At 65.3% G+C, this 23,412-nt stretch carries 24 protein-coding genes; 14 read left to right on the forward strand and 10 right to left on the reverse strand.

Annotated elements, in window-relative coordinates:
• Positions 1 to 201: 201 nt before the first annotated feature.
• Positions 202 to 1,731, reverse strand: coding sequence for an EAL domain-containing protein (locus EJ067_RS26375; protein ID WP_126088102.1), 1,530 nt, complete (start codon positions 1,729 to 1,731; stop codon positions 202 to 204).
• Between the two features lie 304 nt (positions 1,732 to 2,035).
• Here EJ067_RS26375 and EJ067_RS26380 point away from each other — a divergent pair, with 304 nt between their 5' ends.
• Positions 2,036 to 2,431 carry a cupin domain-containing protein gene (locus EJ067_RS26380; RefSeq protein ID WP_126088103.1) on the forward strand — a complete coding sequence of 132 codons (396 nt, stop codon included), beginning with the start codon at positions 2,036 to 2,038 and terminating at the stop codon, positions 2,429 to 2,431.
• Between the two features lie 62 nt (positions 2,432 to 2,493).
• Here the strand turns inward: EJ067_RS26380 and EJ067_RS26385 are convergent, their stop codons facing one another.
• Complete coding sequence (locus EJ067_RS26385) at positions 2,494 to 3,696, reverse strand: pyridoxal phosphate-dependent aminotransferase (RefSeq protein ID WP_126088104.1); 1,203 nt, start codon at positions 3,694 to 3,696, stop codon at positions 2,494 to 2,496.
• Positions 3,697 to 3,901: 205 nt separating this feature from the next.
• Between EJ067_RS26385 and EJ067_RS26390 the strand changes: the two genes are divergently transcribed.
• The 3 genes from EJ067_RS26390 (at position 3,902) to EJ067_RS26400 (ending at position 6,347) form a co-directional block, all read left to right on the forward strand.
• Positions 3,902 to 4,801 (forward strand): EAL domain-containing protein, encoded by a 900-nt coding sequence (locus EJ067_RS26390; protein WP_126088105.1) that lies wholly within the window; start codon positions 3,902 to 3,904, stop codon positions 4,799 to 4,801.
• Complete coding sequence (locus EJ067_RS26395) at positions 4,798 to 5,658, forward strand: EAL domain-containing protein (RefSeq protein ID WP_126088106.1); 861 nt, start codon at positions 4,798 to 4,800, stop codon at positions 5,656 to 5,658. Before EJ067_RS26390 ends, EJ067_RS26395 begins: the two co-directional genes overlap by 4 nt.
• 80 nt (positions 5,659 to 5,738) lie before the next feature.
• On the forward strand, positions 5,739 to 6,347 hold the full coding sequence (locus EJ067_RS26400) for a glutathione S-transferase family protein (protein WP_126088107.1): 609 nt from the start codon (positions 5,739 to 5,741) through the stop codon (positions 6,345 to 6,347).
• A gap of 22 nt (positions 6,348 to 6,369) precedes the next feature.
• Here the strand turns inward: EJ067_RS26400 and EJ067_RS26405 are convergent, their stop codons facing one another.
• Complete coding sequence (locus tag EJ067_RS26405) at positions 6,370 to 6,570, reverse strand: hypothetical protein (RefSeq protein ID WP_126088108.1); 201 nt, start codon at positions 6,568 to 6,570, stop codon at positions 6,370 to 6,372.
• Between the two features lie 290 nt (positions 6,571 to 6,860).
• Positions 6,861 to 7,073 (reverse strand): cold-shock protein, encoded by a 213-nt coding sequence (locus EJ067_RS26410; protein ID WP_126088109.1) that lies wholly within the window; start codon positions 7,071 to 7,073, stop codon positions 6,861 to 6,863.
• Between the two features lie 276 nt (positions 7,074 to 7,349).
• Between EJ067_RS26410 and EJ067_RS26415 the strand changes: the two genes are divergently transcribed.
• On the forward strand, positions 7,350 to 7,679 hold the full coding sequence (locus tag EJ067_RS26415) for a hypothetical protein (protein ID WP_126088110.1): 330 nt from the start codon (positions 7,350 to 7,352) through the stop codon (positions 7,677 to 7,679).
• Positions 7,680 to 7,703: 24 nt separating this feature from the next.
• Here the strand turns inward: EJ067_RS26415 and EJ067_RS26420 are convergent, their stop codons facing one another.
• Positions 7,704 to 8,273: a methylated-DNA--[protein]-cysteine S-methyltransferase gene (locus EJ067_RS26420; protein ID WP_126088111.1), complete on the reverse strand. Its 570-nt coding sequence runs from the start codon at positions 8,271 to 8,273 to the stop codon at positions 7,704 to 7,706.
• A 175-nt stretch (positions 8,274 to 8,448) separates the two neighbouring features.
• On the opposite strand from EJ067_RS26420, the gene EJ067_RS26425 reads away from it, so the two are divergent.
• The 7 genes from EJ067_RS26425 to EJ067_RS26460 all read left to right on the forward strand — a co-directional run bounded on the left by EJ067_RS26425 (position 8,449) and on the right by EJ067_RS26460 (position 14,843).
• Positions 8,449 to 9,408 (forward strand): lytic transglycosylase domain-containing protein, encoded by a 960-nt coding sequence (locus tag EJ067_RS26425; protein ID WP_126088112.1) that lies wholly within the window; start codon positions 8,449 to 8,451, stop codon positions 9,406 to 9,408.
• Between the two features lie 49 nt (positions 9,409 to 9,457).
• Entirely contained in the window at positions 9,458 to 9,955 is a 498-nt protein-coding gene (locus EJ067_RS26430; protein ID WP_126088113.1) for an N-acetyltransferase, read from the forward strand.
• A gap of 406 nt (positions 9,956 to 10,361) precedes the next feature.
• Positions 10,362 to 11,624: an ABC transporter substrate-binding protein gene (locus tag EJ067_RS26435; RefSeq protein WP_245468046.1), complete on the forward strand. Its 1,263-nt coding sequence runs from the start codon at positions 10,362 to 10,364 to the stop codon at positions 11,622 to 11,624.
• A gap of 122 nt (positions 11,625 to 11,746) precedes the next feature.
• The gene (locus tag EJ067_RS26440; RefSeq protein ID WP_126089751.1) at positions 11,747 to 12,661 is read left to right on the forward strand and encodes a sugar ABC transporter permease; all 915 of its coding nucleotides are present in this window, start codon (positions 11,747 to 11,749) and stop codon (positions 12,659 to 12,661) included.
• A 1-nt stretch (position 12,662) separates the two neighbouring features.
• Entirely contained in the window at positions 12,663 to 13,487 is an 825-nt protein-coding gene (locus tag EJ067_RS26445; protein WP_126088114.1) for a carbohydrate ABC transporter permease, read from the forward strand.
• A 79-nt stretch (positions 13,488 to 13,566) separates the two neighbouring features.
• Positions 13,567 to 14,127 (forward strand): DUF4142 domain-containing protein, encoded by a 561-nt coding sequence (locus EJ067_RS26450; RefSeq protein WP_126088115.1) that lies wholly within the window; start codon positions 13,567 to 13,569, stop codon positions 14,125 to 14,127.
• A gap of 251 nt (positions 14,128 to 14,378) precedes the next feature.
• The gene (locus EJ067_RS26460; protein WP_126089752.1) at positions 14,379 to 14,843 is read left to right on the forward strand and encodes a cupin domain-containing protein; all 465 of its coding nucleotides are present in this window, start codon (positions 14,379 to 14,381) and stop codon (positions 14,841 to 14,843) included.
• Between the two features lie 44 nt (positions 14,844 to 14,887).
• Here EJ067_RS26460 and carB read toward each other — a convergent pair whose 3' ends face one another.
• The 4 genes from carB to EJ067_RS26480 form a co-directional block, all read right to left on the reverse strand.
• The gene (gene carB, locus EJ067_RS26465; RefSeq protein WP_126088116.1) at positions 14,888 to 18,391 is read right to left on the reverse strand and encodes a carbamoyl-phosphate synthase large subunit; all 3,504 of its coding nucleotides are present in this window, start codon (positions 18,389 to 18,391) and stop codon (positions 14,888 to 14,890) included.
• Between the two features lie 236 nt (positions 18,392 to 18,627).
• Positions 18,628 to 19,431, reverse strand: a complete 804-nt coding sequence (locus EJ067_RS26470) for an SH3 domain-containing protein (RefSeq protein WP_126088117.1) — start codon at positions 19,429 to 19,431, stop codon at positions 18,628 to 18,630.
• Between the two features lie 2 nt (positions 19,432 to 19,433).
• Entirely contained in the window at positions 19,434 to 20,192 is a 759-nt protein-coding gene (locus EJ067_RS26475; RefSeq protein ID WP_126088118.1) for a metallophosphoesterase family protein, read from the reverse strand.
• The gene (locus EJ067_RS26480; RefSeq protein ID WP_126088119.1) at positions 20,192 to 20,548 is read right to left on the reverse strand and encodes a helix-turn-helix transcriptional regulator; all 357 of its coding nucleotides are present in this window, start codon (positions 20,546 to 20,548) and stop codon (positions 20,192 to 20,194) included. The genes EJ067_RS26475 and EJ067_RS26480 overlap by 1 nt, the downstream gene beginning before the upstream one ends.
• A 195-nt stretch (positions 20,549 to 20,743) precedes the next feature.
• Between EJ067_RS26480 and EJ067_RS26485 the strand changes: the two genes are divergently transcribed.
• Positions 20,744 to 21,922, forward strand: coding sequence for an MFS transporter (locus tag EJ067_RS26485; protein WP_126088120.1), 1,179 nt, complete (start codon positions 20,744 to 20,746; stop codon positions 21,920 to 21,922).
• Positions 21,923 to 21,954: 32 nt separating this feature from the next.
• On the opposite strand, the gene EJ067_RS26490 is transcribed toward EJ067_RS26485, so the two are convergent.
• On the reverse strand, positions 21,955 to 22,419 hold the full coding sequence (locus tag EJ067_RS26490; RefSeq protein WP_126088121.1) for a MarR family winged helix-turn-helix transcriptional regulator: 465 nt from the start codon (positions 22,417 to 22,419) through the stop codon (positions 21,955 to 21,957).
• A 192-nt stretch (positions 22,420 to 22,611) separates the two neighbouring features.
• Between EJ067_RS26490 and EJ067_RS26495 the strand changes: the two genes are divergently transcribed.
• Positions 22,612 to 23,406 (forward strand): SDR family oxidoreductase, encoded by a 795-nt coding sequence (locus tag EJ067_RS26495; RefSeq protein WP_126088122.1) that lies wholly within the window; start codon positions 22,612 to 22,614, stop codon positions 23,404 to 23,406.
• Positions 23,407 to 23,412: the final 6 nt, after the last annotated feature.

The raw sequence follows: 23,412 nt of genomic DNA on the forward strand, positions 1-23,412 counted from the left end.
AGCGATCAGCAAAAGTGGAAACCGGTTTTGCGTCCGATCGCACTCAGAGCGGCGGCCGGCCTGTTCGGCCGTCGCGGGCGGGGTTGTTGCTCACCACCTGCCCAAGGCCATCGTCACACGGGTTCGCGGAGAGGGCAAGAAAAATAGGAAGTGCGCCGGCTTTGGTTTGTCGGGCGCCCGGTTTGTCAGGCGCCCGGCTTATCAGCCCCTGAGCGCCAGCGGCTTGCTGTCGGCCGCGCAAAGGGCGCTCGTCTTGTCGCGCGGCGCCGGCTTGCCGAAGAAATAGCCCTGGAAGCGGCTGCAGCCGGCAGTGCGGGCGAGAGTGAACTCCTCCGCCGTTTCGACGCCCTCGGCGACGATGGTGATGTCCTGGATGCGCGCGATCTGGGCGAGCGCGGAGACAAAGATCTGCGCCACCCGATCGTGGGCGAGGCTGCGGATATAGGAGCGGTCGATCTTGACGCTGTCGATGGGCAAGGTCTTCAGATAGTTGAAGCCGCAGTGGCCGGTGCCGAAGTCGTCGAGCGCGATGTGGAAGCCGAGCCCGCGCAAGGCCTCCAGGCGCCTGAGGATCTCAGGCGTCGCGGCGGTCGCAACCGTCTCGGTGATCTCGATGATGAACGAGGATGCCGACCGGCTGGTCTCGCGCAGAATGCGCTCGCACATCGTCACGATCTCGTCGCGTTTCAACTGCTCGCCCGAGACGTTGATCGAGATGCGCCGCCCTGGAAAGTGATCGATGTCGGCGCAGGCGCGCTTGAAAACCCACTCGCCGATCATGTCGATCAGGGTCGAACGCTCGGCGATCGGGATGAATTCGGCAGGCGAGATCAGGCCGCGGACTGGATGACGCCAGCGGATCAAGCCCTCGAGCGCGTCGATGGAGCCTTCGGCGCCGACGATCGGCTGATAGTGGAGCTCCAGCTCGCCAAGATAGACGGCGGCGCGCAGCTCGCGTTCCACGAGGCGGCGATAGCGCTTGTCCGACAGCATCTCCTCGTCGAATACGGTGACACGGCCCCGGCCCGCCGCCTTGCTTTCGTAGAGCGCGAGGTCGGCAAGCAACATCAACTCGGTCGGGTTCGAGGCGTGCAGCGGCGCAAGCGCAACCCCCAGCGAGATCGACAGCGGAATGATCTTGCCTTCATGCCGCTTTCCGGCCCGCATCGCGTCGAGCAGCCGGCGCACATCCTTGTTGAGCGCGGCCGCGTCGCCATGCGGGACAATGACGCCGAACTCGTCGCCGCCCAGCCGTCCGACAATGCTGTCGGCAAAGATGCGTCCCGCCTCCTTGACCAGATAGGCGAGGGCAAGGTCGCCGAACTGGTGGCCGAAGGTGTCGTTGAGCTGTTTGAAATGATCGAGGTCGATCAACACAAGGCTCGCTTGCCGCCGGTTGCGCACGCTGCCGAGCCTGTCGCTCAGCGCTTCGAGGAAATAACGCCGTGTCATGGCGCCGGTCATGGCGTCGATGCTGAGAAAGCGATGCTTCTCGGCTTCAGCGTCCGCCGCCGATTGCAGGCGCTGGACGATGCTGGAGCGCATATACATCAGCACCAGGAGCGCCAGGCTGGTCGATGTCGCGGCCAGTGCGAGGGCCGTGGCGCGGGAGCCATTGCCGGTCAGGCCAAAGGCGGCAATCGCGGTGGCCGCGATGCTCGCCACAAGCAGCGCCTGGATGCCGCGGTAAATCCTGCCGCTATGATCCTTGATTGTCGCCAAGATGCTCATGTCCGCGCCCCCACAGCACGGGCCATGGCTAGAGCCCAGCCGTTAAAAAGACATTGAGCACGGCCGCTGCCTCGCTCCATTCCCTGGCGCTCGGCTCGGTGCCTCATTCTATGGTTAAAAAGCAACGATTTATGACAGTATTTTCGACGGCTGACAAAATGACTTGAGGCAGCGCAAGGCATGTTTCGATGTCGTCGCCGTCGGCGGTCCGGGAGGCCGGTTGCACTGGCCCCGATGCCAGTTGAAACTACATCGTGAGATGCCGCGCTTCGCGGAGGTTCGTCAACGATTGAGGATTGCTACCATGAAGATCATTGCGTGCGGCAGCGTGCCGACGGTCATCGCGCCGGAGACGTATTTCACCGGCAAGGTGCTGCAAACGCCGATCATCGAGAAGGAGGCGCCGGCGCGGCTGAGGGCGACGCTGGTCAGCTTCGAACCGGGCGCCCGCACCCATTGGCACACGCACCCGCTCGGCCAGACGCTCTACGTCACCTCGGGCGCCGGGCTTGCGCAGACATGGGGCGGGCCGATCGAGGTGATCAGGGCGGGCGACGTCATCTCCTTCGCGCCTGGCGAGAAGCACTGGCACGGCGCCGGGCCGAAAACCGCCATGACGCATGTCGCCATGCAGGAGGCGCTGGACGGCGTCCACGCCGAGTGGCTGGAAGAGGTCTCGAACGAGCAATATGGCGAGTGATCTTGCCAACGAAAAACCCGGCGCGAAGCCGGGTTTTCTTACTCGGTCCACTGAACCTGCGTTCAGGTCAGCGACGCGGTGAAGCGCTGGATGCGAGTGCAGGCTTCCTCCAGCAGCGTTTCCGACGTGGCGTATGAGATGCGGAAGTTCGGGCCGAGGCCGAAGGCCGAGCCGAACACCACGGCGACGCCCTCGGCATCGAGAAGCTCCGAGCAGAACGCCTCGTCGCTGTCGATGACCTTGCCGGCCTTGGTCTTCTTGCCGATCAGCTCAGCGCAGGACGGATAGACATAGAAGGCGCCTTCCGGCGACGGGCAAGAGATGCCGCGCGCCTGGTTGAGCATCGAGACGACAAAATCGCGCCGGCCCTGGAAGATCGCCTTGTTCTTCGCGATGAAGTCCTGCGGGCCGTTGAGCGCCTCGACGGAAGCCCACTGCGCGATGGTGCAGGCGCCCGAAGTCTGCTGGCCCTGGATCATGTCCATCGCCTTGATCAGCGGCACCGGGCCGGCAGCGTAGCCGATGCGCCAGCCGGTCATGGCATAGGCTTTCGACACGCCGTTCATGGTCAGCGTGCGCTCGTAGAGGCTCGGCTCGACCTCGGCGATGGTCTTGAAGACGAAGTCGCCATAGGTCAGGTGCTCGTACATGTCGTCCGTCAATGTCCAGACGTGCGGGTGCTTGAGCAGCACGTCGGCCAGAGCGCGAAGCTCGGCTTCGTTGTAGGCGGCGCCGGACGGGTTGGACGGCGAGTTCATCAGCAGCCATTTCGTCTTCGGCGTGATCGCCTTTTCCAGCACCTCGGCGGTCAGCTTGAAGCCGTTGTCGATCGAGGTGTCGGCGAAGACGGACGTACCGCCGCAGATCGCCACCATTTCCGGGTAGCTCACCCAATAGGGGCGCGGGATGATGACCTCGTCGCCGGGGTTGAGCGTCGCCATGAAGGCGTTGAACAGGATCTGCTTGCCGCCGGTGCCGACGATGGTCTGCTCCGGCCGGTAGTCGAGATTGTTCTCGCGCTTGAACTTTTTCGCGATCGCCTCGCGCAGCGGCGCGATGCCGGAAACCGGCGGATACTTGGTCTCGCCGCGGCGGATCGCTTCGATCGCCGCATTCTTGATGTTGTCGGGCGTGTCGAAATCCGGTTCGCCGGCGCCGAGGCCGATGACGTCACGGCCGGCATTTTTCAGCTCGCGCGCTTTCTGCGTCACCGCGATGGTCGCGGAAGGCTTCACGCGGGAAAGGGCGTCGGCAAGAAAGGCCATGACAGAGCGTCTCCAAGAGAATGGGGCGGCCAGGAGCGGCCGCGGCGCCTCTCATGTCGCATGATCGGCCCAAGCGCAAGCACTGTCGGGTGATCCAGAGGTCAAGGTGGCGTGAGCGGCAACTATAAATTCATCAACGACCGGTAAACCCTTGGCTGGCAGGATCGCAGATTGAATTCCGCTTACTCTGCGGAGCGAGGGACCTTTGTCGCGCAGCATCGGGCTCGCCCACATCATCCGTCATGATGACGGCACCTCCTCCGGTGTCTGGGGCATTTATACGCTGCAGAGCGCCTTCCAGCCGATCTTCGCCTTCAACGAAGGCAAGCTTTCGGTCATCGCCTTCGAGGGGCTGATCCGGCCGTTCCGCGACGGCGAGCCGCAGTCGCCGATGAGCTTCTTCGGCACCTGCCCGGCGGGCGAGCGGCTGCATATCGAGGCGCTGACCAGGACGCTGCATCTGCTCAACGCCGGCGCATGCCTGCCGGAAGAGGCATCCGTTTTCGTCAATTTCGATCCGTCGGTGTTCACCGACCGCGCCATTGTCGACAAGGCGCTGCGCGACATGCGCCTCGTGCTGCACGAGGCCGGCATCGACCCGCGCCGCATCGTGTGCGAGGTCACGGAGCAGAAATCGGCTTCGCAGGAGACGCTCTACAGCTTCGTCGAGGCGCTGCGCGCCAACGGATTCCGCATCGCCGTCGACGACTACGGCTCCGATGAATCCGACATCAACCGCATCAAGGAATTGCGGCCGGACATCGTCAAGTTCGACGCCCATTGGATCACGCAACTCATGGAGTCCGGAGCCGGCTTCGCGCTGCTGACCGCGATGGTGAAGAGCTTCGAAAGCCGGGGCATCCGCACGGTTTTCGAAGGCATCGAGGAAGGCTGGCAGCTCGATCTCGCCGAGAAATCCGGAGCCTCGATGGTGCAAGGCTATGTGCTCGCCCGGCCGGAATTGGCGCCGACGAGTTTTCGCGTTTTCGGCGGGAGCATGCTGGCGCCCGCGGCTGAAGAGAGCAAAGCCACGGCAGCCACAAATCCCGCTCCCGTGCGGCCGTCGCGGCCGGCGAAGCCGTTCGGGCGCAAGGTGACGCCATGACCGCGCGGCCGGACAGGCGGCGTGATGTCGCCGAGGCGATCTTCGCCGACGAGATCGGCCTTCAGTTCGGCGTCTATGGCGAGTTCCGGCTGTGGAGCGCCTATCAGCCGATCTTCGCGCCGCAGGGCAGGACGCTCAAGGCTGTCGCCGTCGAAGCCTTGATCGAGCCGCGCCGCGTCGCAACGCCGGTTGCGCCCCAGGTCTTCTTCGACAGCGTCGCGGCGCCGGACCGGCTGTTCGTCGAGACGATGTGCAGGAGGCTGCATCTCGGCAACTACCGCAACATCGGCGTCGACGGGCTTACGCTATTCTTCAACTACGACCCGATGATCAACGATCACCTCGGGCGGGCACTGGCCGAGATTCGCCTCATGACCAGGCATCTCGGCGATTTCGGCCTCTCGCCCGCCATGCTGGTCTGCGAGATCACCGAGCAGGCAGCCGATGAGCATGTGCTCGCCTGCCTCGTGCGCGAGATGAGGCGTGACGGCATCCAGATCGCCATCGACGATTTCGGCACCGGACATTCGACCGAAGCGCGCATCGGCCTGCTTTCGCCCGACATCGTCAAGATCGACGGCGGCTGGTTCGCCGAGTTCTGCCGCCATGCCGCCGCCGAACGGTTCTTCCGGCCGCTGGTCTCGATGCTGCACGACCGCGGCGCCAAGGTGCTGGTCGAGGGCATCGAGCAGGCCACGCATCTGCGCGTCGCGCTCGACGGCGGCGTCGACCTTCTACAAGGGTTCCACCTTGCCCGCCCCGCGCTCGCCGGAACGATCTTCAACGAAGAGCCGCTTTCGATCGATGCGCTGCTCGGCATGGACAACAAGGTGGTGCCTTTGCATCAGCGCCGCTGATGGTTGCGCCAAAACAAATCACTGGATGAGCCTTGCTCGGGTGCGCTAGAGCCCGTCGATCGTCGCGCGAGGTGAGGGCCATGATACTTTACGACATGATCGACAGCGGCAATTGCTACAAGCCGCGGCTGTTGATGGCAAAGCTCGGCATTCCCTTCAGCCGCGTCGAGGTCAGCTCGCATACCGGCGAGACGCGCAAGGCCGACTACGTCGCCAAGAACCCGAACGCGATGGTGCCGCTGCTCGAGCTCGACGACGGCCGGCGCATCGCGGAATCCAACGCCATCCTGCTCTATCTCGCCGAAGGCACGCGCTTCCTGCCGGCCGACAAATACGAGCGGGCGCTGGCCTATCAGTGGCTGTTCTTCGAGCAATACAGCCACGAGCCCTATATCGCGGTGCGCAAGGCGCTGCTCACCTTTCCGGAGAGGGCCAAGGACGCGACGCCGGAGCGACTGGCGCAGACGCTGGAACGCGGCAACAAGGCGCTCGGCGTCATGAACAGGCACCTGGAGCAGAACGCCTTCTTCGCCGGCAGCGCCTACAGCGTCGCGGACATCGCGCTCTATGCCTACACGCACACCGCCGAGAAGGGCGGCTTCCAGCTCGACGCCTATCCGGCCGTGGTGGAATGGCTGAAGCGGGTGGAGGCGGATAAGGGGCACGTGCCGATCGGGTGGCAGCCCTGAGCAGGTCTCACGGGTGCAACAACTAAAGAGGTCGAAGCTTTCCGGCCCGAATTTCAGCTAACGCCTGCTCGGCAAGCTTATCCAGCCGGCCGGCCTTGGCGTCGGCTTCGATCTGCTTATCCCATAAGTCGGCTTGAAGCGCCTCGAACCAGGCGGCAAACGCCTTGAATTCCGCTGGATCAAGATCGGTAACGAGTGCTTGGATTTGCTCGAGCTTGGTCATGTGGCGACTCTAACATGCATGGGAGAGCACTGCCAAAGATAGGCAACAAAAAAGGCGGGCAATGCCCGCCTTCCTGTGCCGGTAGCCTGATCGGGAGCGTCGGGGCCGGGCCGGCAGCAATCCGCTGCTTCGACTTGTCGGGTCCTTCCGCTCCGGCGCGCTTATCGCGCGACCGTCAGTACATCCGTGACTTGCCGCGCGCTCCAGGCTCTCGCCCGGTGCGCGCCTTGCTTGATCGCATTTTCGCGAGCCCAAGCGACAACGCTCGGCTGCAAAATGCTTAAGCCAAATCAGGCTGCCTTGCTCAGAGATCCAGCAGCGGACTTGCCGGTGCGGCGGTCCTGCTCGATCTCGAAGTTGATCTTCTGGCCTTCGATGAGGCTGGTCATGCCAGCGCGCTCGACGGCGGAGATGTGGACGAAAACGTCCGCGCCGCCATTGTCAGGCTGGATGAAGCCGTAGCCCTTGGTGGCGTTGAACCACTTGACCGTACCAGTTGCCATGTAAAATGCCCTTCACATTTGCTTCGTTTGACCGGACCAAAGCCCGGCCGGTGGTATCGAAATTTTGGAGACGTCAGCAAACGCGAAGATCGCGAGGCCCGATCGATCGGCCAAATTCAATGCGCCGGATATAGTATGGTTCGCGGACGAAAACAAGATGGAGTTGCCGGCATGTGCCGCGATAGCGTCCGACGGACGCCTCCGTCCGCGTGGAAGTTTTGCGGCCATGCGCGCGTTCTTGGAGGCAAGACACGCTCGCTGTTCCAGGAGAGGATCATGAAGAGAATTCTGCTTGCCGCCTGCCTGATGCTGGTGGCCGCCGAGGCGCAGGCTGTCTCGCGCTACGACCCCACGCGCATGAGCTGCGATCGCGTGCAGGCGACAATCGCCAGGCAGGGCGCCGTCATACTGCGCTACCAGTCGAGCCGCGTGCCGGGACTGCCGCTCTATGACCGCTATGTGCGCGACGAGCGCTTCTGCAACATGGGCGAGGTGAGGTCGAGGGCCTACGTGCCCAGCGCCGACACCAGGTCCTGCCCCGTCTATGTCTGCAAGCGGCCGGACTTCGACCGGCATTTCCGGCGCCGCCTCTTCCCGCACAACTAGAATAGCCGGCGTTCGGCGAGCTTGTCAGAAACCGAATGAAGCCTGCGCGGCCGGCGGCGGGCCGACGCGCACGCCCTCCATGGCCAGCATCTTCTCCTTGGTCGCCGAGCCGCCAGGCGCGGAGAAGCCCCCGATCTTGCCGCCCGCGGCAAGGATGCGGTGGCACGGGATGACCAGCGGCACCGGATTGGCGCCGAGGGCGGCACCGGTTTCGCGCGCGAGCCCGGAATGGCCGGCCCGCTTGGCCAACTCCCCGTAGGTGGTGGTCTCGCCGAAGCCGAGCTTGCGCGCGGCGTCGTAGATGGCGAGGCGGAAATCGTCGACGCCGTCGAGATCGACCGGCACGCCGGAGAAATCGATATCCTCTCCGGCCGCATAGGCCTTGATCGACGCGATCAATTCGACCACCCATTGCGGCTGCCCGGTGGCGCTCGAGACACCGCCATGACGGAACAGCCGGCGCTCGACCGCTTCGCGGCTGCGTTCAGGCAGGCAGAGCCGGATCAGGCCCTTTTCGCTCCAGGCAACGCCCATGAAGCCGATCACTGTTTCTAACACTGCGTGGCCGGCCGTGATCGGTGATGCGTTTTCCATGATGGGCTCCTTTCCGCAAATCGCGAAAAACAGGTACATCTCCAGTACAGATAGGGAACAATATTGCAGTTTGCATCGAGTCCCGCCACCCGAAACCTGCATACCGGCCCCGATTGCCCGGTTGGAATCGCTGGTGTAAGGACTTTTTAACAACCGACAATCGGACCTGCAGGGCTTGGCAGCGAAAATCATCCTTACCGCGATCGGCGCGCTCGTTGCCGCTGCCGGCCTCAGCGGCTGTACTTCGACCTCGCAGATGAAGGCCACGCCCGCGCTTGCAGCGGCTTCGACGCCGGCCGTCGAGGACGACACGCCGACCGTCGCGCTGCCCGAAACAGTGGCCGTGCTGCCGGAGCCTTCCGGCCTCGCGCAGGTGCAGACGGCGGCTTTGACCGGCGATGCCGCAGCGTTGGTGACGCCTGGAGCGACGACGGCTGGCGCGCCATTGCCGCCGCCCGCGCAGCCGGGTGCCGCATTTCCGCCACCGGCACAGCCCGCCGCGTTCGCCGGATCGACGCCTGTCGCCGGCCAGTTTCCGCCGCCGCCGGTGCTGATGGCCGGCGCGTCGCCGACCGGCCCCGCTTCGCTCAAGCAGGCCGCCGTTTACAAGACTGCCGGCGTTGCCATGCCGGTCACCGGCCAGTCGGCGAAAGTGGCTCCCATGCCGGGCGTTGAGCAGGTCGCCTATGTGGTGCCGCAGAACCCGGCGCTGCTTGCGCAGCCGGCCCAGCCCGAACAGCACGCCACGGGCCCGCGCGCCGAGATCGAGCGGCTGATCGAGAAATATTCGGCGATCTACGAAGTGCCGGTCGATCTGGTGCGCCATGTCGTCAACCGCGAGAGCACCTTCAACCCGAAAGCCTATAACCACGGCCATTGGGGACTGATGCAGATCAAGCACGCGACGGCGCGCGGCATGGGCTATGACGGGCCGGCGAGCGGGCTGTTCGACGCCGAGACCAATCTCAAATACGCGGTCAAATATCTGCGCGGCGCCTGGCTGGTCTCGGGCGGCAACGCCAAGCGCGCCGACACGCTCTACCAGACCGGCTATTATTACGACGCCAAGCGCAAGGGTCTGCTCGAGCAGACGGGCCTCGGCGTCGACCGCCGCCGCCTCCAGCCAGGCGCCTGAGCATCGGGCCCGGCGCTGCCTGGAAGCGTAGCAGTTTCGGGGCCGCGACATGCATGAGAAAAGTGGTCCTCGACCGCCAGGCCCCAACGACATCCGCCTTCGCAAGCTTCTCGACGCCACCCTGACCGCGCCGAATTGGCCGGAAGGGTTCGTCATGCGTTTATTCGAGCACAGGGATGCGCAGGCCCTGCATGCGCTGCTGGACGAGGCGTTCGACGATGGCGCCGAAGGCGCGTTCGACGAATGGTGGGAGCGTATCTCGGGCGATGCCGAGTTCGATCCGGATCTGTGCTTCCTCGTCATCGACGGCAAGGGGCTGCTGACAGGCGCCGCGCTTTGCTGGACGTCGGGCTTCATCAAGGATCTCGCCGTTCATCCGGACTCCCGGCGGCGCGGCATCGGCGAGGCGCTGATGCGGCACGTTTTCCTGAGCTTCCGCGACAGGGGCGCCGCCCATGTCGACCTCAAGACCAACACGGTCAGGAATACTGCCGCCTTCAGGCTATATGAGCGGCTCGGCATGGTTCCGGTCGCCTGGGAAGGATAGCGCTTCGCAGTGTTCGCTGCGGCGGCACGACCGAATGCGCGTCCGCATTGTGAACCGCTTCACACAGGCTGACGTTAGGACATGCTAATGCGTCGTGGTGCCGGGCGGCCGATCGGCGGATCGACGCTGGCAAGGCGTCGGAGGAGGCTGTGCCGGCATGCGTCAGCCACTCCAAGGCGGGCTCCGGGGCGGTGGGTTTCGGAGCCCGCCCGCTTTGGTTTGAACGCCGCCCATTCCTCCAGCCAGATCTCAATCTTCCGCGTCCGTTCAGGGACCGGGACGCCGCTGATTTATGCGGAATGGCTCATATTGGAACCCAAAGCGGCGCTCCGCATTCAAGTGCTGGGTGGGCATCTGATCGACGCGCGCAGTCTCCGTCGCCGGCTCCAAAGGGAGGTCCACCGCCGTGAAGCTTTTTCATGCACTCTTGGCGCTGGCAGTCGGCGCGATGTTCGCGGTGGTTCCCGCCCGCGCGGTCGACCTGTCGATCGTGTCGGGCGACACCGGCAACGGCATCAAGGTGCTGCGCGAGATGCTCGACCAGTATGAGAAGAAGAGCGGCAACAAGGTCAACATCGTCGTCATGCCGCCGTCGACGACCGACCAGTTCGGCCAGTACAAATTGTGGCTCGCCGCCGGAAACACCGACATCGACGTCTATCAGACCGACGTGATCTGGGCGCCGCAGCTCGCCAGCCAGCTCGTCGACCTGACCGCGGCGACCAAGGACATCGTGGCCAAGCACTTCCCCTCGATCATCCAGTCGCAGACGGTCGACGGCAAGCTGGTGGCGATGCCGATCTTCACCGACGCGCCGGCGCTCTATTACCGCAAGGACCTGCTCGACAAGTACGGCGCCAAGGTGCCGACCACCTGGAAGGAACTGGCCGATACCGCCAAGGTGGTCATGGACAAGGAACGGGCCGCCGGCAACAAGGACATGTGGGGCCTCGTTTTCCAGGGCAACGCCTATGAAGGGCTGACCTGCGACGCGCTGGAATGGGTGATGTCGAATGGCGGCGGCCAGATCATCGAGCCGGACGGTACCATCTCTATCAACAATCCGAAGGCAGCGGCGGCGCTCGACATGGTCAAGGGCTGGATCGGCACCATCGCGCCGCCGGGCGTGCTCGCCTATCAGGAGGAGGAATCGCGCGGCGTCTGGCAGACCGGCAATGCGGTCTTCATGCGCAACTGGCCCTATGCCTATGCGCTGGGCAACGGCGCCGACGCGCCGATCAAGGGCAAGTTCGACGTCGCGCCGCTGCCGGCGGGCGAAGGCGCGCGCCCTGTCGCAACGCTCGGCGGCTGGAACCTCGCGGTCTCCAAATATTCCAAGAATCCGGACGCGGCGATCGACATGGTCAAGTTCATCGCTTCGCCCGAGATGCAGAAGTATAGGACGCTGAGAACCTCCAACCTGCCGACCATCCAGGCGCTCTATGACGATGCCGACATCGCCAGGGAGCAGCCGATCATCCCGCGCTGGAAAGAAGTCTTCCTCAACGCGGCGCCGCGGCCCTCGGCGGCGGTGAAGATCAAGTACAACGAGGCGTCGAGCCAGTTCTGGACCGCCGTGCACAAGACCTTGTCCGGCGAAGGCAGCGCCGCCGACAACCTCGCCGATCTCGAAGTGACACTGACCAAGCTGAAGGGCAGCGGCTGGTGAGCGCGGAGCCTGCGGGGGCAGGCTCCGGCGTTCGTGCCAGCAGGGCAGGCTCCGGCGGGTCCGTGCTGACGAAGCCGGGCCCGCCGCGAGCAGCCGCTGCCGGGCGCCCGTCCTCGCGGCTGATGGCGCAGCGTGTGCGCTCGGCCTGGCTGTTCCTCACGCCGATGCTGCTGGTGCTGGCCGCCGTCGCCGGCTGGCCGCTGATCCGCACCGTCTATTTCAGCTTCACCGACGCCTCGCTATCGGACCTCGACGCCCGCCAGTGGGTCGGCTTCGCCAATTATTTCTCGATGCTGTCGATGCCGAGCGGCCGGACGCTCTATGACGGGCTGCTCGTCGACCCGGTGTGGTGGCGCGCCGTGTGGAACACGGTGCGCTTCACCGCGGTCTCGGTGACCTGCGAGACCGTCCTCGGCACGATCGTCGCGCTGGTGCTCAACGCGGAGTTCCCGGGCCGCGGCATCGTCAGGGCGGCGATCCTCATTCCCTGGGCGATCCCGACGATCGTCTCGGCCAAAATGTGGCAGTGGATGCTCAACGACCAGTTCGGCATCATCAATGTCGTGCTCATCAATCTCGGCCTGATCCATGCCAAGATTGCCTGGACCGCCAGCGCCGACACGGCGATGGTCGCCGTGCTGATCGTCGACATCTGGAAGACGACGCCGTTCATGGCGCTGTTGATCCTTGCGGCACTGCAGATGCTGCCGCGCGAGATCATCGAGGTGGCGAGGCTCGACGGCGCCAATCCGTGGCAGATCTTCTGGCGGGTGACCCTGCCGCTGATCCGCCCGGCGGTGATGGTGGCCGTGATCTTCCGCGCGCTTGACGCGCTGCGCATCTTCGACCTGATCTATGTGCTGACGCCCAACAATGTGCAGACCAAGTCGATGTCGGTGTTCGCGCGCGAGAACCTGTTCGAGTTCGACAAGTTCGCCTATGGCTCGGCCGCCTCGACGCTGCTGTTCCTGATCCTCGCGCTGCTCACCATTTCCTACATCCGCATCGCCCGGATAAGGCTGGAGGGAGGCCGCTGAGATGAAGCTCCTGAAGCGCGCGGCCTTCTATCTGCTGGTGGCGTTGATCGTCTTCATCGCCGTCTTCCCGTTCTACTACGCCATCGTCACCAGCCTGAAATCGGGAACGGAGCTCTTCGAGGCGAATCTCTGGCCGCAGACGATCAGCCTCGCCAACTACTCAAATGTGCTCACCGAAGGCACCTTCCTGCGCAACCTTATGAACTCGCTGGTCGTCTCGGGCGCCGTCGTGCTGATCTCGCTGCTGCTCGGCGTCACCGCCGCCTATTCGCTGGCGCGCATTCGTTTTCGCGGCCGCTCGGCGCTGATGCTTGGCATCCTCTCGGTGTCGATGTTCCCGCAGGTGGCGGTGCTGGCCGGCCTGTTCGAGATGATCCGCTGGGCCGGACTCTACAATGCGCTCATCGCGCTGATCTTCTCCTATATGATCTTCACCCTGCCGTTCACCGTCTGGGTGCTCACCACCTTCGTGCGCGACCTGCCGGTCGAGATCGAGGAAGCGGCGATCCTCGACGGCGCGACGCCCTGGATCATCATCACACGTGTCTTCCTGCCGCTGATGTGGCCGGCGCTGGCGACGACGGGGATGCTCGCCTTCATCGGCGCGTGGAACGAGTTCCTGTTCGCGCTGACCTTCACCTCCAACAACGCGCAGCGCACCGTGCCGGTGGCGATCGCGCTGCTTTCCGGCAGCTCGCAGTTCGAGATCCCGTGGGGCAACATCATGGCCGCATCGGTTATCGTCACCGTGCCGCTGGTGGTGCTGGTGCTGATCTTCCAGCGCAAGATCGTTTCGGGGCTCACCGCCGGCGGGGTGAAGGGCTAGGCGCGGACACCGACGCAACCGCGGTGACCCGCACCGCGTTGGAATTGGCAGAGGGGCTGTACCGGATCGGAGATTTCAGATGAGAACGCTTCTGACCCTGGCCGCCGTCGCCCTGCTTGCCGGCGCGGAGGGCGCTTTTGCTCAGTCGGACGACACGGATGCGGTCGGCCCGATGGTGACCGAGAACAAGGTCGACACCCAGACCTTCGTCGCCGCCGTGCCCAACGCCAACGAATTCGAAATCCAGTCGAGCAGGCTGGCCGGGGAGAAATCATCGTCGGACGACGTGAAGGCCTTCGCCAGGCAGATGATTGCCGATCACACCAAGGCCGGCGAAGACTTCAAGGCGGCGCTCAGCCAGGGCCAGACGACCGCCTCGATCAAGCCCGCCGGCCCTGCGCTGCAACCCGAGGAACAGCATTTGCTCGGCGAATTGAAGAACGCGAGCGGCAAGGATTTCGACCAGAAATACATCCGGATGCAACTGGACGCGCACAAGGACGCCGTCGCCCTGTTCAGCACCTATGCCAAGTCGGGCGACGACCCGGCGATGAAGGAATTCGCCAAGAAGACGCTGCCCACGCTGAAGATGCACGAGAAGCATGCGAAGGAACTGGCGGTGGCGCATCAGGAGAACTAAGCAAGCGAGCGAACAATCCAAAGTCGCACTCTACGGCGCCCCCCTCTGTCCTACCGGACATCTCCCCCACAAGGGGGGAGATCAGCCGTCATCGCGGCTTTCGCTAATCGCCAACGTTGCAGGAAGCGCGCCGCCGGCGAAGCTGCCAATCTCCCCCCAAGTGGGGGAGATGTCCGGCAGGACAGAGGGGGGCGCCGTAGAGTGCGATGGCGGCGAACTAGACTGTGGGCACAAATCCAGGAGCAGCAGCCATGCCCAAGATCGACCTATCCGCCGTGCCAATCCGCAAGGGCTCTGGCTACCCCGCGCCCTTCGACCAGCCTTGCGCCGGACGCACGCGGCAGCGCCTTGGCGATGCCGGCGGCCTGCAGGATTTCGGCGTCAACCTGATGACGCTGCCGCCCGGCGGTTGGTCGAGCCAGCGCCACTGGCACAGCCATGAGGACGAACTCGTCTATGTGCTGGAGGGCGAGCTGACGCTGGTCGAGGACGGCGGCGAGACGCTGCTCAAGGCGGGCGACGTCGCCGCCTTCGCCAAGAACAGCGGCGACGGCCACCACATGATCAACCGGTCATCGGTGACGGCGCGCTACCTGGAAGTCGGCTCGCGCAACACGGACGATGTCATCACCTGCTCCGACATCGACATGACGAGCCCGAGTTCGGATGGGCGGTTTTTGCACAAGGATGGGAGGGCTTATCCGGGGCAGGGGTAAGGAAAACTCCCCCTTCTCCCACAAGGGGAGAAGGAAAAGGCGCCTCACCCAAAATACTCCTGCAGCGGTCTCACCTCCAAATTCCCCGCCCGCAGCGCCGCAATCGCCTCGGCTACTGCGGCAGCGCCCGACAGCGTCGTGTAATACGGCACCTTCTGCATCAGCGTTGCACGCCGCAGCGACTTTGAGTCCGACACCGCTTTCTGGCCGTCGGTGGTGTTGAAGACGATCTGGACCTGGCGGTTGCGGATGGCGTCCTCGATGTGGGGGCGGCCTTCGAGCACCTTGTTGATCTTTTCGGCCGTCACGCCGTTCTCGGCGAGGAAGCGGGCGGTGCCGGAGGTGGCGAGAACCTTGAAGCCCTGGCCGGCGAGGCGTTTTACCGCCGGCAGGATGCCCTTCTTGTCCTCGTCGCGGACTGAGACGAACAGCGTGCCCGCGCGGGGGAGATCGACACCTGCTCCCAGCTGGCTCTTGGCGAAGGCCAGCGCAAAGTCGCGGTCGAGGCCCATCACCTCGCCGGTCGAGCGCATTTCCGGCCCGAGCAGGATGTCGACGCCGGGGAAGCGGGCGAAGGGGAAGACGGCTTCCTTAACCGCGATGTGGCCGGGATTGCGCGCGTCGGGCATGGGGCCGTAGTGTGCGAAGGCGTTTTCGAGCGTCTCGCCGGCCATGATGCGGGCGGCGATTTTTGCGATAGGACGCCCGATGGTCTTGGCGACGAAGGGCACGGTGCGCGAGGCGCGGGGGTTGACCTCCAGCACATAGACCGTGCCGTCCTTGATCGCGTATTGCACGTTCATCAGGCCGCCGACATTGAGCGCGCGGGCGAGTGCCGCCGTCTGCCGCTCCAGCTCGTCGACGAGGTCCGGGTGCAGCGAGTGCACCGGCAGCGAACAGGCGCTATCGCCCGAATGGATGCCGGCCTCCTCGATATGCTCCAGGATGCCGGAGACAAAGGTCTCCTTGCCGTCGCAGAGGCAGTCGACGTCAACCTCGGTCGCGCCGGTGAGATAGGTGTCGAACAGAAGCGGGTTCTTGCCGAGCAGCGTGTTGATCTGGCCGGTCTTGTCGGCGGGGTATTTCTGCTTGATGTCCTCCGGCACCAGGCCGGGCACGGTGTCGAGCAGATAGGTCTGCAGCATGCCTTCGTTGTAGATGATCTGCATGGCGCGGCCGCCGAGCACGTAGGACGGACGCACCACCAGCGGGAAGCCGAGCTCGGCGGCGACGAGGCGCGCCTGCTCGACCGAATAGGCGATGCCGTTCTTCGGCTGGGTGAGGCCGAGCTTGTGCAAGAGCTTCTGAAAGCGATCGCGGTCCTCCGCCAGATCGATCATGTCGGGCGAGGTGCCGAGGATCGGGATGCCGGCCTTCTCCAGCGCGTCCGCCAGCTTCAGCGGCGTCTGGCCGCCGAACTGGACGATGACGCCGACGAGCTCGCCCGAGGCCTGCTCGGCGCGCAGGATCTCCAGCACGTCCTCGGCCGTCAGCGGATCGAAATAGAGGCGGTCGGAAGTGTCGTAGTCGGTCGAGACGGTCTCCGGGTTGCAGTTGACCATGATCGCCTCGAAGCCGGCGTCGCGCAGCGCGAAGGCCGCGTGGCAGCAGCAATAGTCGAACTCGATGCCCTGGCCGATGCGGTTCGGGCCGCCGCCGAGAATGACGACCTTTTTCCGCGCTGATACCCGCGCCTCGTTGGCGGGCTCGCCGACGAAGGGCGTCTCATAGGTCGAGTACATATAGGCGGTCGGCGAGGCGAACTCGGCGGCACAGGTGTCGATGCGCTTGTAGACCGGATGAACGTCGAGCTTTTCGCGCGCGTTCTGAACGTGCTCGGCGTCGGTCTTGGTCAGCGAGGCGAGGCGGGCATCGGAGAAACCCATCGCCTTCAGCATGCGCAGATTCTCTGCGTCCTGCGGCAAGCCGTGCTCGCGGATGCGCTCTTCCATGGCGATGATGCCGGCGATCTGCTCGAGGAACCACGGGTCGATCTTGCACATGGCATGCACGTCCTCGAGCGAGGTTCCCATGCGGATCGCCTGCGCCACCATGCGCAGCCGGTCGGGCGTCGGCGTGCCGAGGGCTGCGCGGATGGCGTTGCGATCGTCGACGTGATTGGCGGCGGTAGGCCCGTGGCCGATGCCGGGGATCTCGATCTCGTCCAGGCCGGTGAGGCCGGTTTCCAGTCCGCGCAGCGCCTTCTGCAGCGATTCCTGGAAGCTGCGGCCGATCGCCATCACTTCGCCGACAGACTTCATGGCGGTGGTCAGCACCGGCTCGGCGCCGGGGAATTTCTCGAAGGCAAAGCGCGGGATCTTCGTCACCACATAGTCGATCGACGGCTCGAACGAGGCCGGCGTCGCGCCGCCGGTGATGTCGTTCTCCAGCTCGTCCAGCGTGTAGCCGACGGCAAGCTTCGCGGCGACCTTGGCGATCGGGAAGCCGGTGGCCTTCGACGCCAAGGCGGAGGAGCGCGAGACGCGCGGGTTCATCTCGATCACCACCAGGCGGCCGTCGGCCGGGTTGACGGCGAACTGCACGTTGGAGCCGCCGGTCTCGACGCCGATCTCGCGCAGCACCGCGATCGAGGCGTTGCGCATCATCTGATATTCCTTGTCGGTCAAGGTCAGCGCCGGCGCGACGGTGATGCTATCGCCAGTGTGCACGCCCATCGGGTCGAGGTTCTCGATCGAGCAGATGATGATGCAGTTGTCCGCCTTGTCGCGGACGACCTCCATCTCATACTCCTTCCAGCCGAGCACGCTCTCCTCGATCAGCACCTCGGTGGTCGGCGAGGCGTCGAGGCCGGACTGGACGATGTCGTAGAATTCGGCGCGGTTGTAGGCGATGCCGCCGCCGGTGCCGCCCATGGTGAAGGAGGGCCGGATGATGGCCGGCAGGCCGACATGGTCGAGCGCCTGGGCGGCGACCGCCATGGCATGGCTGATATAGCGCTGCTTGCGGTCGCCTTCACCGAGGTTCCAGCGCGTCTCCAGCGCATCGAGCGCGGCGTCGAGGTTCTCGGGGTGTTCCGCCTTCAGCGCGGCGCGCTCGGCCTCGTGGATCTTGCGGTCGGCGTCCTTGACCTCGGTGGCGTTGGCCAGCATCGAGCGCGGCGTCTCCAGGCCGATCTTGCTCATCGCCTGGCGGAACAGCGCGCGGTCCTCGGCCTTGTCGATGGCGTGCGCATCGGCGCCGATCATCTCGACTTGATAGCGCTCCAGCACGCCCATGCGGCGCAGCGAAAGCGCGGTGTTCAGCGCGGTCTGGCCGCCCATGGTCGGCAGCAGGGCGTCCGGGCGCTCCTTGGCGATGATCTTGGCCACCACTTCGGGCGTGATCGGCTCGATATAGGTAGCGTCGGCCAGCTCCGGATCGGTCATGATGGTGGCCGGATTGGAGTTGACCAGGATGACGCGGAAACCCTCTTCCTTCAGCGCCTTGCAGGCCTGGGTGCCGGAATAGTCGAACTCGCATGCCTGGCCGATGACGATGGGGCCGGCCCCGATGATCAGGATCGACTTGATGTCGGTGCGTCTTGGCATAGGCGATTGGTTCCGTTCGGCGAGCGGCTTGCACGAAAAACCGGGCGGGGAGGACCCGGCCGGTTGTGCTTGCGATTCTGGTATCAGGCTAGGAGGGCCTTATAGGGAAGAGTTTTGGCGGATGTAACCCCGAAAATGAGGGGATAGGGCCGTGGGGGAGCAGGGCAGTACGGGAATATAAGGGAGTAGGGGAAAGTTCGATCGTGCTGCAAACCTATTCCCCTACTCCCTGACGCCTACTCCCCCAACGCCAGCGCGTCGGTGATCTCGAACCGCTCGGAAACGCCGACGCGGATCATGTTCAGGCTGCCCTCGCGGGTAAAGCGGAACTCGTCGGGCGAGTCCGAGCCGGCCGGCTTGCCGTCGCGGAAGGTGATGACGCGCGAGCCGCCGTCCGGCCAGGTCACGGTCACGGCGCTGTCGCCACCCTCATGCGCGACGCTGATTTCGCAACGGGTCATCGGCTGGCCGACATGGCGCGCGCAGGGAATGCCGCCCTCGGCATCGGGGGTGTCGAATGCAGCCGTTGCCTGGGCCGCGAAGGCGAGGCCATAGGCATCCTGCATGGCGGTCACGCTGATATCGGCGGCGGATGGCGGCTCGGCCGGCTCGGCGCCGCCCACGCGCGCCGCGATGTCCGGCGGTTCTTCGGAGGGCGCGTCGGCGTCCCGGGGCAGGCTGGCGTCGGTCGCCGGCGCGGCGGCATCTTCCGGCGCCGGCGCCGGATTGTTGGGGCTGAGATAGCGGGCGGGCACCCAACCGATGACGTGCGCGCCCTGCGTATCCTCGACCTTGCACCAGGGGTAGTTGTCGACGTCCTTGCAGCCGTAATTCTTCACGGCCGCGCCGTTCGGCAGGCGCGCCGCGATCTTGCCGCTCGGCGAAGCGGTAGCGCGGATGTTGAGGAGATCGTCCGGCGCCAGGCCGCCGATGATCGAAATGATCGTGCCCGGCGCTTCCTCGGCCAAGGCCGGCATGGCGGCCGTGAGCAAAGGAGCGGCGATCAGCAATGTCGATCGGAGCGCAACTTTGCGCCTCATTCTCAATCCTTCATAAAACCGGTCCGCAGCGCGTGCGCCCATTCCGGCCGGCCCGCTTGTTCGGCCTGCTTTGCGGCGGCTTCATGGTCGTAGTCGACGGCGATCGCCTCGAAGCGATCGGGACGGTAAGCCGCATCCAACTCGACGATGCCATAGCGCGCATGCGGGCTGCCCTGCTCGGAGACATGCGCGGGCGGCGTATCGTCGGAATAGGCAGGGCAGCCGACGCTGCCAGGGTTGAAGACGACCGGGCCGCCCGGAATGCGGACGAGCTCGCTGCGATGGCTGTGGCCGCACAACGCGACCCGACAGGCCGGGTCGAGCGACTTCAGCCGCCGCTTGATCACGGCGAGCGGCGCGCGCACCAGCTGGCCCTCGACGATCGCATCGGCGAGGTACTTTTCGTCATGGTCGGGCCTGGCGTGGAAGGCCACGATGCCCGGCGCGATCTCGAGCGTGAGCGGCAAGGCAAACAGCGCATCGCGCTGCGCGGCGGTCAGCCGCTCCTGCGCATAGCGGTCGGAAGGCCACATTTTCTCGTCGGCCGGGTCCTCGGCGACACGGCGGTCGTGGTTGCCGCGCACCGTCGGCAGGCCGAGCGCTTCCAGCCGTTCCATCGTTTCGCGCGGCCACAGAGGCCCGGAGACCAAATCGCCGAGATTGACGATGAGGTCGGCGCCGCCGCGCCGCTCGAGATCGGCGAGCACGGCGTCCAGGGCGAGCACGTTGCCGTGGATGTCGGCGAGAACGGCAATGCGCATCAGGCGTCGATTTCGCTGTCGACGGTGCCGACCATCGGCAGCGCCTTGTCCTCGCCGGCGGCCGCGATCACGCTGTCGAGCAGGCCGGGGAAGCGCTTGTCGAGGTCGTCGCGGCGCAGCGTGATCAGACGGCTGGTGCCGGCCGCCTCGGTGCGGGTCACGCCCGCCTCGCGCAGCTTGGCGAGGTGGTAGCTGAGGTTGGTCTTGGAGGCGAGGTCGAGGAACTTGCCGCAGTTCATCGGCACGCCTTCCTTGCTGGCGAGGAAGCGCACGATTGCCAGCCTTGTCGGGTCGCCGAGCACGGCAAGCACGATCGGCAGGCTGATCTGGTCGGCGGTTGGATGGGGCAGGGTCATGGGCCAGAATTAAGCGCAAACGGGACCAACTTCAACGCGTCTCCTCCTCTTGGCGGTTTACACAGCTTCTCGATCTTTGCCCCGTCCTGACACAGTGCTGTCAGCAGGGTTCAGCTATTTTTGCTTTGCTGCGTTGACATCATGGCCCTTCATGTCCAATTGTTCAATAACTTTTGAACTAAGGACACGTGACCCATGGACAAGCGGATCTTCTGGCTTGCGCTCGGATCGTTTGCGATCTCGACCGAGGGCTTCGTCATCTCCAGCCTTCTTCCCGATATCGCCGCCGATGCCGGCATCTCCGTTCCGCTCGCCGGCTCGCTGATCACCGCCTTCGCGCTCGCTTATGCGATCGGGGCGCCGGTGCTCGCCACGCTGACCGGCGAGTGGGACCGGCGGCGCGTCATCCTGTGGACGCTGGTCTTCTTCGTCATCGGCAATCTGGTCGCGGCGGTAAGCTCGTCCTTCGAATTGCTGCTGATCGCGCGCATCGTGATGGCGCTCTCGTCCGGCCTGTTCGCGGCGACCGCGCAAGGAACGGCGGTGGCGCTGGTCGATGATCATCACCGGGCGCGCGCCATCGCCGTCGTCGTCGGCGGCACCACGGTGGCGGTGGCGGTCGGCGCGCCGCTCGGCGCGCTGGTGGCGGCGATCGCCGGCTGGCGCGGCACATTCTTCGCCATCGCCGGGCTCGGCGCGCTTGCCGGCGCGATCCTGTGGTGGCGGCTGCCGCGCGGCATTATCGGCACCAGGCTGCCGCTGAAACGCCGGCTGGCGGCGGCGGTCCGTCCCGGCGTGTTGCCGATCCTGGTCACGACCGTGCTGGCGCTCGTCGGCGCCTTCACCGTCTTCGCCTTCATTGCGCCTTTGGCGATCGAGGGCGGCGGCCTCAGCCCGCTTGCGCTGCCAGGCATGCTGCTTGCCTTCGGCGTCGGCGCCGTCATCGGCAACATCGCCGGTGGCCAGGCGGCCGACCGTTTCGGCGCGACGCGCACCGTCGCCTGGTCGCTGGCGCTCTCGGCTGGGATGCTGATCACCTTCTCGCTGATCCCGACCTTCCTGCCGCATTCGATCGCCGGGCCGGCGCTGATAGGCATGATGGTGCCGTGGGGCATCGTCGGCTGGGCGTTCCCGCCGGCACAGGCGAGCCGCATCATCAAGATAGCCCCCGACGCCGCTCCCATCGTGCTCTCGCTCAATGCCTCGGCGCTCTATTTCGGCGTCGCGCTCGGCGCTGTGGTCGGGGGTGCCGTGCTGCGCCTCGGCGCCCCCGCCGATCTCGGCGTGATCGCCGCCATGTTCCCGATCGTGGGGCTGGGTGTCGTGCTGGCTGGGCGGATGCTGGCGCGCCCGGTCGCCATGCCGGCCGAATAGAGTTGCCGCAGACTTGAACGGCGGCCGCTTCTTCAGATGGAAGGAGCGGCCGCCGTAATTTCCAAATCCAGCGCGGCTACCGCGTCCAGCGCCGCGCGCAGCTTCGCGGCCTGCTCCGCGCCCACCTTGTCCTCGAATTGCCGCTGGGCGGCGCTCCACAGCTTGACCGCCTCGTCGAGCTTAACCTCTCCCTGCGGCGTCAGCCGCACGCGCTTGATGCGGCGATCCTCCTTGTCGGCAAAAGTCTCGACATAGCCGTCGCGGATCAGCGGCTTCAGCGTGTGGCCGAGCGCCGACAGGTCCATGATCAGCGCTTCGGCGATGGCGCCCATCGCCGGCTCGCTGCTGACATGGATCTGGTAGAGCAGGCCGAACTGCGTGCCCTTGAGGCCGGAAGGCGCCAGCGCGTCGTCATAGAAGCGGCCGAGCCTGCGCGCGGCGCGCCGCAAGGTGGCGTTGTTGCAACGGCTGAATCCAAGGTGCTGAGCTTCGGTCATATCCACTCCTTGCCGGCGAAACGTGCGCCACCCTGCCGCAGAAATAGTTTTCGCCGACGCCGTTGACAAGATAGTGGCATATACCTACTTCGAGAAAGTGGCATATGCCACTAATTGAAAATTGGACAGGCGCGGCAGCTAGATGTCGCCGACGCCTGGCAAGTGCGGACAGGACGAAAAGGAACAAGGACTATGAGCACGAAGGACAACAAGGGCACGGCCGTGATCACCGGCGCGTCCTCGGGCATCGGCGCGGTCTATGCCGACCGACTGGCCGGGCAGGGCTACGATCTGGTGCTGGTGGCGCGGCGCGCCGACCGACTGGAGGAAGTGGCGGACAGGCTGGCCTATGCCTATGGCCGCAAGGTCAAGACGATCGTCGCCGATCTCTCCATCGACGCCGATCTGCGCCGGGTCGAGCAGGCGGTCGCGACGGACGAGAGCGTGACGCTGCTGATCAACAATGCCGGCATGGGCGGCATCGAGACGGTGGCCGACGCCGACGCTGACGCTGCCGAACAGATGATCAAGGTCAATGTCGTTGCCTTGACGCGGCTGACCCGCGCGGTGCTGCCGGGGCTGCTGGCGCGCAACCGCGGCGCCATCATCAACATCGCCTCGGTGGTCGCCTATGGCATCGCCGTCGGCGGCATCTACAGCGGCACCAAGGCCTATGTGGTCAACTTCACCGAAGCGCTGCAGAAGGAGGTCGCCGGCACCAAGGTGAGGGCGCAGGTCGTTCTGCCCGGGCCGATCCGCACCGAGTTCTGGGACGTCTCCGGGATCAGTCTCGACAGGATCAACCAGGACTGGGTGATGAGCGCCGACGACCTGGTCGACGCGGCGCTTGCCGGGTTCGGCCAGGGCGAGACCGTCACCGCGCCCGGTCTGGCCGATGCGGCCGGGCTGGAGGCCTATCTCGGCGCGCGGGACCAGTTCTACGGCAGCCTTTTCGCCGGCAAGCCGGCGGCGCGCTACGCGGTATAGTTCTCC

It is taken from the genome of Mesorhizobium sp. M1D.F.Ca.ET.043.01.1.1 (genome assembly GCF_003952385.1).
GTDB lineage: Bacteria > Pseudomonadota > Alphaproteobacteria > Rhizobiales > Rhizobiaceae > Mesorhizobium.

Coding starts and splice junctions, on each gene's coding strand:
- EJ067_RS26375 (WP_126088102.1), bottom strand. CDS start 1,731: ATGAGCATCTTGGCGACAATCAAGGATCATAGCGGCAGGATTTACCGC.
- EJ067_RS26380 (WP_126088103.1), top strand. CDS start 2,036: ATGAAGATCATTGCGTGCGGCAGCGTGCCGACGGTCATCGCGCCGGAG.
- EJ067_RS26385 (WP_126088104.1), bottom strand. CDS start 3,696: ATGGCCTTTCTTGCCGACGCCCTTTCCCGCGTGAAGCCTTCCGCGACC.
- EJ067_RS26395 (WP_126088106.1), top strand. CDS start 4,798: ATGACCGCGCGGCCGGACAGGCGGCGTGATGTCGCCGAGGCGATCTTC.
- EJ067_RS26400 (WP_126088107.1), top strand. CDS start 5,739: ATGATACTTTACGACATGATCGACAGCGGCAATTGCTACAAGCCGCGG.
- EJ067_RS26405 (WP_126088108.1), bottom strand. CDS start 6,570: ATGACCAAGCTCGAGCAAATCCAAGCACTCGTTACCGATCTTGATCCA.
- EJ067_RS26410 (WP_126088109.1), bottom strand. CDS start 7,073: ATGGCAACTGGTACGGTCAAGTGGTTCAACGCCACCAAGGGCTACGGC.
- EJ067_RS26415 (WP_126088110.1), top strand. CDS start 7,350: ATGAAGAGAATTCTGCTTGCCGCCTGCCTGATGCTGGTGGCCGCCGAG.
- EJ067_RS26420 (WP_126088111.1), bottom strand. CDS start 8,273: ATGGAAAACGCATCACCGATCACGGCCGGCCACGCAGTGTTAGAAACA.
- EJ067_RS26430 (WP_126088113.1), top strand. CDS start 9,458: ATGCATGAGAAAAGTGGTCCTCGACCGCCAGGCCCCAACGACATCCGC.
- EJ067_RS26440 (WP_126089751.1), top strand. CDS start 11,747: ATGGCGCAGCGTGTGCGCTCGGCCTGGCTGTTCCTCACGCCGATGCTG.
- EJ067_RS26445 (WP_126088114.1), top strand. CDS start 12,663: ATGAAGCTCCTGAAGCGCGCGGCCTTCTATCTGCTGGTGGCGTTGATC.
- EJ067_RS26450 (WP_126088115.1), top strand. CDS start 13,567: ATGAGAACGCTTCTGACCCTGGCCGCCGTCGCCCTGCTTGCCGGCGCG.
- EJ067_RS26460 (WP_126089752.1), top strand. CDS start 14,379: ATGCCCAAGATCGACCTATCCGCCGTGCCAATCCGCAAGGGCTCTGGC.
- carB (WP_126088116.1), bottom strand. CDS start 18,391: ATGCCAAGACGCACCGACATCAAGTCGATCCTGATCATCGGGGCCGGC.
- EJ067_RS26470 (WP_126088117.1), bottom strand. CDS start 19,431: ATGAGGCGCAAAGTTGCGCTCCGATCGACATTGCTGATCGCCGCTCCT.
- EJ067_RS26475 (WP_126088118.1), bottom strand. CDS start 20,192: ATGCGCATTGCCGTTCTCGCCGACATCCACGGCAACGTGCTCGCCCTG.
- EJ067_RS26480 (WP_126088119.1), bottom strand. CDS start 20,548: ATGACCCTGCCCCATCCAACCGCCGACCAGATCAGCCTGCCGATCGTG.
- EJ067_RS26485 (WP_126088120.1), top strand. CDS start 20,744: ATGGACAAGCGGATCTTCTGGCTTGCGCTCGGATCGTTTGCGATCTCG.
- EJ067_RS26490 (WP_126088121.1), bottom strand. CDS start 22,419: ATGACCGAAGCTCAGCACCTTGGATTCAGCCGTTGCAACAACGCCACC.
- EJ067_RS26495 (WP_126088122.1), top strand. CDS start 22,612: ATGAGCACGAAGGACAACAAGGGCACGGCCGTGATCACCGGCGCGTCC.